This window comes from Streptomyces sp. SM11, assembly GCF_002910905.1.
Classification (GTDB): Bacteria; Actinomycetota; Actinomycetes; order Streptomycetales; family Streptomycetaceae; genus Streptomyces.
Map to the genome: position 1 here is coordinate 1 of NZ_NEUE01000248.1, position 7868 is coordinate 7868.

7 protein-coding genes and 1 pseudogene are annotated in these 7868 nt (G+C 73.0%); 5 read left to right on the forward strand and 3 right to left on the reverse strand.

Features of this window, described 5'->3' with window-relative positions:
• The first annotated feature begins 187 nt into the window (after nt 1-187).
• The 5 genes and pseudogenes from B9S58_RS26270 (at nt 188) to B9S58_RS26290 (ending at nt 5781) form a co-directional block, all read left to right on the forward strand.
• Nucleotides 188-1405 (forward strand): IS110 family transposase, encoded by a 1218-nt coding sequence (locus B9S58_RS26270; protein WP_103534511.1) that lies wholly within the window; start codon nt 188-190, stop codon nt 1403-1405.
• Between the two features lie 221 nt (nt 1406-1626).
• Complete coding sequence (locus B9S58_RS26275) at nt 1627-2430, forward strand: zinc ribbon domain-containing protein (RefSeq protein WP_258045051.1); 804 nt, start codon at nt 1627-1629, stop codon at nt 2428-2430.
• 435 nt (nt 2431-2865) lie between these two features.
• Nucleotides 2866-3843: a terpene synthase family protein gene (locus B9S58_RS26280; protein ID WP_103534513.1), complete on the forward strand. Its 978-nt coding sequence runs from the start codon at nt 2866-2868 to the stop codon at nt 3841-3843.
• Between the two features lie 180 nt (nt 3844-4023).
• A pseudogene (locus B9S58_RS26285) lies at nt 4024-4266 on the forward strand (N-acetylmuramoyl-L-alanine amidase); the annotation flags it as partial.
• A 39-nt stretch (nt 4267-4305) separates the two neighbouring features.
• Entirely contained in the window at nt 4306-5781 is a 1476-nt protein-coding gene (locus tag B9S58_RS26290) for a carboxylesterase/lipase family protein (protein WP_103534517.1), read from the forward strand.
• Here the strand turns inward: B9S58_RS26290 and B9S58_RS26295 are convergent.
• The 3 genes from B9S58_RS26295 to B9S58_RS26305 all read right to left on the reverse strand — a co-directional run.
• Nucleotides 5778-6857, reverse strand: a complete 1080-nt coding sequence (locus B9S58_RS26295) for a CopD family protein (protein ID WP_103534514.1) — start codon at nt 6855-6857, stop codon at nt 5778-5780. The two genes, B9S58_RS26290 and B9S58_RS26295, sit on opposite strands and share 4 nt — an antisense overlap.
• A 144-nt stretch (nt 6858-7001) precedes the next feature.
• A complete protein-coding gene (locus tag B9S58_RS26300; RefSeq protein WP_103534515.1) occupies nt 7002-7217 on the reverse strand; it encodes an EF-hand domain-containing protein in 216 nt (71 codons plus the stop codon).
• 39 nt (nt 7218-7256) lie between these two features.
• On the reverse strand, nt 7257-7868 hold a 612-nt coding region (locus B9S58_RS26305), incomplete at its 5' end, for a polysaccharide deacetylase family protein (RefSeq protein ID WP_103534516.1).

A 7868-nucleotide genomic window follows, 5' to 3' on the forward strand; every position in this document is an offset into this window, starting at 1 on the left:
ATGACCTGGGGGGGGTGGTGTCACCGGGCCCGAGGGGTGTTCGTCGGAGACGCTGATCAGAGGTCCGGCCACCGTCCGGTCCGGCGCAACGCCGGACAGCTCGCGGGCGGCAGGTCTGCATAACATGGATGCGCGAGCACGACACCCGAGCCGAGGCCGGCACCGTCAACACCCCTGGAAGGAAACGATGTTCCAGATCGAAGACGTGGGCGTGTTCCACGGCCTGGACGTCGGCAAGTCCGCGCACCACGGCCACGGACTCACCCCGGCCGGGAAGAAGTTCTTCGACAAGCCGCCGCCCAACAGCGAGCCGAAGCTGCGGGCCGTGTTCGACAAGCTGACCGCGAAGTTCGGCACCGTCCTGGTCATCGTGGACCAGCCCGCCTCCATCGGCGCCCTGCCGCTGACCGTCGCCCGCGACGCCGGCTGCCGCGTCGCCTACCTGCCCGGCCTGGCCATGCGCCGGATCGCCGACCTCTACCCCGGCGAGGCCAGAACCGACGCCAAGGACGCGGCCGCCATCGCCGATGCCGCGCGGACGATGCCGCACACCCTGCGCTCCCTGGAACTGACCGACGAGATCACCGCTGAGCTGACCGTGCTGACCGGCTTCGACCAGGACCTCGCCGCCGAGGCCACCCGCACCAGCAACCGGATACGCGGCCTGCTCACCCAGTTCCACCCCTCCCAGGAACGCGTCCTGGGACCGCGTCTGGACCACCACGCCGTCACCTGGCTCCTGGAGCGCCACGGCTCCCCGGCCGCCCTGCGCAAGGCCGGCCGCCGCAGACTCGTGGAGCTGATCCGCCCGAAGGCCCCGCGCATGGCCCAGCGGCTGATCGACGAGGTCTTCGACGCGCTCGACGAGCAGACCGTCGTCGTCCCGGGCACCGGCACCCTGGACATCGTCGTCCCCTCCCTGGCCGCTTCCCTGACCGCCCTGCACACCCAGCGCAGGGCGATGGAAGCCCAGATCAACGCCCTGCTGGAGGCCCACCCTCTTTCCCAGGTCCTGACATCGATGCCCGGCGTCGGCGTCAGGACCGCCGCAGTCCTGCTGACCACCGTCGGCGACGGCACCAGCTTCCCCACCGCCGCCCACCTGGCCTCCTACGCCGGACTCGCCCCCACCACCAGGCAATCCGGGACCTCGATCCACGGCGAACACTCACCGCGAGGCGGCAACCGGCAGCTCAAACGCGCCATGTTCCTCTCCGCCTTCGCCTGCATGAACGCCGACCCCGCCTCCCGCACCTACTACGACAAGCAACGCGCCCGCGGCAAGACCCACACCCAAGCCCTCCTCCGCCTCACCCGCCAACGCAACAGCGTCCTGTTCGCCATGCTCCGCGACGGCACCTTCTACGAACCCCGCACGCCGAAGGACATCGAGCTCGCCGCATAACCCCAACAACCCTGAACCACCCCAAACCCGACACGGGCGCCTTGACGAACGACATAGAGGCACCCCCCCCCGCATCCACCTCCGTACCACCGCGGCCCGCCGTGCCCCCGGCGCAGCCCGCAACGGCGCAGCCGCCCACGCCTCCGGTGCGGCCCGCTCCCACTCCCGTACGCCCCGGAATCCCGGCATCCGCACCGGTGTCCAGGAGCGCTCCCGGGAGCGTGTCCGAGGGGGACGAGGCGGACGAGCCGGTCGGGGCGGTGCGGCCGGCCAAGCCCGTGACCCGGCGGCCCGTCGTGCGGCCGGTGGCGAAGGAGGAGACGCCGGACGGTCCGCCCTGCCCGGCCTGTGGCACGCCGAATCTGCCGGGACGGCAGTTCTGCCGGCGGTGCGCCGCTCCGCTGCGGACCAAGGAACAGCCGGCCGCCCTGCCCTGGTGGTGCACGGTGTGGCCGTTCCGGCGGCGGGTGCGCGGCGGTTCGGGCCGGGCGCTGCGGCGGACCCTGCTCGTCCTGGCGGTGGCCGGGCTGCTGTTCGCGGGCTTCCTCTTCCTCCCGACGGGGCGCTACCTCTTCGAGGACGTCCGGGACAAGCTCGGCGGCACGGCGGAGATCAGCCCCACCGGGGCGAGCGCGAGCGCGGCGGCCCCCGGTCACCCCGCGGGCGCGGCCATCGACGGGCTGACGAACAAGTACTGGGGCGCGCCCGAGCTCGGCGCGTCGCTGACGTGCTCGTTCAAAACGCCGTTCCGGCTGGTCGGCGTCGTGGTGCACACCGGGGTGTCGAAGGAACCCCAGGAGTTCCGGCGGGGCGCGCGGCCGACCCGGGCGGACCTGCTCATCACCACGAAGGACGGCACGATCCACGAGAAGGCGGTGACCTTCAACGACAAACCCGGCGAGCAGACGATACGGACGGGCATCAGCGACGTCGTCTCCGTCCAGCTGGTGCTGCGGGAGGCGACCGGTCAAGGCGGGAACCGGCCGATCGCGGTCGGCGAGGTCGAGTTCTTCAAGCGCACCTGAGCCGGGCGCCGTCGTTCCGCCGGTTACTCCGCACCCGCTGCCGGACCTCCGTCACTGCCGTTGCGGCGGCCCCGCCTGTTCATCAACTACCCAGTAGTGGTCAGAGGGTTCATGACTATCAAACAATTTCGGTCACTCATGGCTTCCCTCGGGACTCCACAGGGGGTTGACTGAGCATTACACATGGTGACGCGCTCGCCCACCGGGCTCGCCGCCCCTGTCCCGGCAGCCCCGGCGCCCGGTGGAGGAAGGAGGACGGCGATGGCCCTCTCACCTCGTACGGTTGCCCCGTCGCCCGCCCGGCCGGGCTCCCGGCCGCCGCCTGCCGACGGGTCCGTCCCTGCCGGACCACCCGGATTGCGCCGTTCACATCGTCCGCCCGTATTCATCAGACGAGGGGCAGCAATGAGCCAGATCACGTTACCGGCGTTTCACATGCCGTTCCAGAGTGCCGGCTGCAACCCGGGCCTGGCGGAAACCTGTGGGGCCGCCTGGGAATGGGCCGAGTCCGAAGGGCTCGATCTGTCCGTCCCGGCCCGGAGGAAAATGATCCGGACCCGCCCGGAACTGTGGATCTCCCTCATCTTCCCGCAGGCTACGCAGGAACACCTCGACCTGTTCTGTCAATGGCTCTTCTGGGCCTTCCTGGTGGACGACGAGTTCGACGACGGCCCGGCCGGACGCGATCCGCAGATGTGCGAGAGGGCGATCACCCGTCTGGTGGACGTATTCGACGGGGCCGCGCCGAACGGTCCGATGGAGCGGGCGCTCGCCGGGCTGCGGGAGCGGACCTGCCGCGGGCGGTCGCCGCAGTGGAACCGGCAGTTCCGGCGGGACACCGCCGCCTGGCTGTGGACGTATTACGCCGAGGCCGTCGAGCGGGCCGCCGGACAGGTGCCCAGCCGGGCCGAATTCGCCAAGCACCGACGGGATTCGGTCGCCATGCAGCCCTTTCTCTGCCTGCACGAGATCACCGCCGGAATCGACCTTCCGGATTCCGCCCGGAGCCTGCCCGCGTATATCGCCCTGCGGAACGCGGTCACCGACCATTCCGGGCTCTGCAACGACATCTGCTCCTTCGAGAAGGAAGCCGCTCTCGGTTACGAGCACAACGCTGTACGGCTGATTCAGCGCGACCGGGGATGCACCCTCCAGGAAGCCGTCGACGAGGCCGGGATCCAACTGGCCCGGATAGCCGAGCGGGTGCAGCGGGCGGAGAAGGACCTGATCGAGGAAATCGAGGCGGCGGGCATCAGCGGCCCGACCCGGGCTGCCCTGGAGCGCTGCGTCCAGGACTACCGAGGGCTCGTCCGGGGCGACTTCGACTACCACGCGCGGGCCGAGCGCTACACCCGTCCGGATCTGGTGGAGCTGGACGAACGGGACTCGCTGTCCCAGTACTTCGCCGCCTGAGCCGCGACGCCTGCCGACGGGACCCTGGGGGCGCCTCCCGGGCCCCGCCGGAGCCGACGCCGAACCGACCGACCTCATGGAAGACCGTGGCCCGCAAGGCTCGCCGGCGGGAGGCCGGCGACCGCCGTCAAGGGCAACGGCGCCGACAAGCACTCCGTGCGGGTCCGGGCCACCCATCCGTCGTTCACCGGCCGGCCGGCCGCCCGGGTGGTGTCGCGGGCCGCCACTTCGGGGCAGGCATACGTCTGCGTCGACGGGAGGAAGGCCGCCACGGTGGACCTGAAGTCCTCGACCACCAAGTACCGGGACGCGATCTGGCCGAAGCCCTGGTCCTCCGGCGCCAAGCACCCGGTCAAGATCGTGGTCGTCGGCACGGAGGGCCGCCCGGCCCTGACCACGGACGGGCCGGTCCACCTGAGGTAGCCGCCCGGACCACCGCACCACGAGAGGGTGGCACGCATCATGTCCGACAGCGTGGCGGGGACTCCCCCGCGGGCAAGGACAGGTTCCGGCACCGTGCGCGGTGTGGTGGAGCGGGGTGTCGCGGTCTTCCGCGGCATCCCGTACGCGGCTCCGCCGGTGGGCGCGGAGAGGTTCCGCGCGCCCGGGCCGCCGGAGCCGTGGGAGGGCGTGCGCGATGCGTTCGTGTACGGTCCGACGGCCCCCAAACGGCCCTATGCCGCACCGCTGGACCGGCTGCTGCCGGATCCTGCGGTCCCGGGCGACGGCTGGCTGAACCTCAACGTGTGGACTCCGTCCACCGAGGGCGCCGGGCTCCCCGTCCTCGTGTGGATCCACGGCGGCTCGCTGGTGCACGGCTCCTCGGCGGTGCCGGTGTACGACGGGTCCGCGTTCGCCCGGGACGGGGTGGTTCTCGTCTCCGTCAACTACCGCCTGGGCGTCGAGGGCTTCGGCGTCCTCCCGGACGCGCCCGCCAACCGGGGGCTGCTGGACCAGCTGGCCGCCCTGGAGTGGGTGCGCGACAACATCGCGGCGTTCGGCGGCGACCCGGACCGGGTGACGGTGGCCGGGGAGTCGGCGGGGGCGGTCAGCATCGCCGCCCTGCTGGCCGCGCCCCGGTCGGCGGGACTGTTCCGGCGGGCGGTGCTCCAGAGCGGGGCGCCCGCCGCGCTGACCCCGGCCGCCGCGCGCGGGACGACCGAGCTGATCGCCAAGCGGCTCGGGGTGCCCGCGACGGCCGCCGCGCTGGCCGCCGTGGACCCGGAGGCGCTGCTGACCGCGCAGACCAAGGTGACCAGCGGCGGGAACCCGCTGACCGGCCGCAACTCCTTCCAGGTGGTCGTGGACGGCGAACTGCTGCCCCGCGACCCCGTGGCGGCGCTGCACGCGGGCGCGTCCGCCGGGATCGACCTGCTGATGGGAACGAACACCGAGGAGTACCGGCTCTGGTTCGTACCCGGCGGCCTGACCGAGCGGATCAGCGGGCTGAAGCTCCGCCTGGCCCTGCTGAAGTTCAAGGTGCCGAACACCACGGCCCGGGTCTACCGGGCCAACCGGCCGGACGCCACCCCCGGCGAACTGCTCGGCGCGCTCGCGACGGACCTGCTGCTGCGGGTCCCGCTCAACCGGCTGGCCGACGCCCGGACGGACGCACCGGGCTCCACGTATGTGTACGAGTTCGGCTGGCGCACCCCCGTGGAGCGGCTGGGCGCCTGTCACGCGCTGGAGCTGGGCTTCGTCTTCGACACGCTGGCCCACCCCGACACGATGGCCCTGACCGGCCCCGACGCCCCGCGGGAACTGGCGGACGCGATGCACAGGGCGTGGGTGGACTTCGCGACGGACGGGGACCCGGGGTGGCCGGCCTGGGACGCGCGGCGGCCCGTGACGGTCTTCGGGCCGGGGGCTCCGGCGCTGGTCCTGGCCCCGCGCGACGACGAGCTGCGCGGCTGGGCGCCGTACCGCAACGCCCGCTAGCGCATGGAGATCCAGTGCGGGTCGGGGACCACGGTGAGGACCGCCGAGACCACCACGACCAGCCCCAGCACGACCTGTTCACGGCGGGCCAGCAGGTGCGCGACCGACGGGTCGGCGTCCCGGAGCATCCGCCGCCTGGCCGCCACCGCCAGCACGCTGACCACGGCCATGAGCGCCAGCTTGACCAGCAGGGTGCGCCCGTAGGCCGAGGTGAACACGACGTCCAGCGGCAGTCGGCGCAGGGCCGAGACCGTGCCGGTGGCGGCGAGGGCGACGTACAGCCAGATCGCCTGACGCGCGTACCGGCCGAGGAGCGCGCGGGCCGCGACGGGTGAGCCGCGCCAGAGCCACATCGTGCGCAGGACGTACAGCAGGCCGCCGGTCCACAGCGACGCGGCGGTCAGATGGACGACGGTGAGCGCGGCGCCGAACTCGGGGCTGTACGCCTCCGGATGCGCGCGCAGGGCCTCCGCGCCGATGACGAGGGCGAGCGGGGCGAGCGCGAGGGCCGGGCGTCGGCTCGCGGCGCAGATGGCGGCGAGGACCAGGCCGTTGGCGATGAGGAGGAGCAGGCCGCCTTCGCGGGTGCCGTAGGTCTCGGTGATCCCGAGGTCGCTGACGGCGGCGAGCCGGACGATCTGCCCGGCCGCGGCGGCCGCCCCGGCGACCGAGGCGGCGACCGCCCAGCTCCGCACAGTGGTACGGGGGCGGCCCCGGACGGGCCGGATGAGCTGCGGGGCGAGAAGTTCGCCCAGGTGGAGGGCGAGGGCTGCGAACTGGACGGTGCGGAGCACGGTGGTGAGCCCCGCGCCGGGTATCCGGAGCTCCCCGGTGCCGCGGGCCATGAGGCCGGGGCCGAACAGGGCCATGAGGAGCGCGAGGACACCTGCGGCGCAGAGCAGGAGAGGGGTGGTCCAGGAGCGGCCGGCCGGCTGCCCGGAGGGCCCCTCCGCCCTGTCGCCGCCGCATGGCGCGTCGCCCGTCTGCGCAGATACGGCCGCCGCGGGCATGCCGGGGGCGGCCGGCGCGGAGGGCATGCCGGGCGTGGCCGGGTCGGCGGGGGGTCCGGAGAACATCACGGCCCGATCCTCGCCGGTGGACAAAGACACAGCAAGCCGCGCACGGCGGGCGGGACGGCCGGAAGGCACCCGGAAGGGGCCCACCGGACGTACCCGGCGGCGGTCGGCCCCGACGGTGCGGGACCGGACCGCCGCAACGGCTCAGCCCTTGTTCTGCGAGGCCCAGAACTCGTCGAAGGTGAGCAGGCCGTCACCGTTGGCGTCGTGGGCGTTGATGATCGCCTGCGCCACCGTCTCGGTGACGAAGGGGTCGCCCAGCTGGGCCATCACGCTCTTGTACTCGTTGGCCGTGATGAGCCCGTCGCTGTTCTGGTCGAACCGCTCGAATGCCGTCCGCGCCGACTCGATGTCCGCCACAGTTCCGCCCCTTCGTGATGCCGAATGTCAGGGGTCAGATTATCGGGCCGTCCGGGTGACGTCGGCGGCCGGTCGGACCATCAACTCCGTGGCCGTCACCGCGCGCAGCCCGCGCCGGCCGATCTCGGAGAGGAGCAGCGGCAGCGCGTCGACGGTGACCGGGCGGCCGAGGCTCAGCTCCACCACCGATCCGTTGCGGAGCTCCCCGGCGACCTTCCGGGTGACGGCGGCGACGCGGGTGGCCGCGTGGTCGAGCGACTCCACGTCGCAGGCGAGGACATGGGGGTAGCCGGCCCGCTGGGCGAGGCGCTGGACGAGCGGGGAGGCGTACGCGGTGGGCGAGGGGCGGAACCAGGTGCCGATGGACCCGGTGAGCCGGCGCAGCCGCCGGGCGCAGGCGGTGATCTCCTCGTACGCCGCGCGCTCGTCCAGCGCCGCGAGGTCGAGGTGGTGCTCGGTGTGGTTGCCGATCTCGTGGCCCCCGTCGAGGATCCGGCGGGCCAGGCCGGGGTGTTCGGCGAGCCAGGTGCCGACCGCGAGCACCGTGACGCGCGCCCCGGCCTGTTCGCACCGGGCGAGTGCGGTACGGGCGAGGCCCGGGTCGCCCCGCCCGTCGAAGGTGAGGGCGACGCCGGGCCGGTCGCGGGGGCC

Coding starts and splice junctions, on each gene's coding strand:
- B9S58_RS26270 (WP_103534511.1), top strand. CDS start 188: ATGTTCCAGATCGAAGACGTGGGCGTGTTCCACGGCCTGGACGTCGGC.
- B9S58_RS26280 (WP_103534513.1), top strand. CDS start 2,866: ATGCCGTTCCAGAGTGCCGGCTGCAACCCGGGCCTGGCGGAAACCTGT.
- B9S58_RS26290 (WP_103534517.1), top strand. CDS start 4,306: ATGTCCGACAGCGTGGCGGGGACTCCCCCGCGGGCAAGGACAGGTTCC.
- B9S58_RS26295 (WP_103534514.1), bottom strand. CDS start 6,857: ATGTTCTCCGGACCCCCCGCCGACCCGGCCACGCCCGGCATGCCCTCC.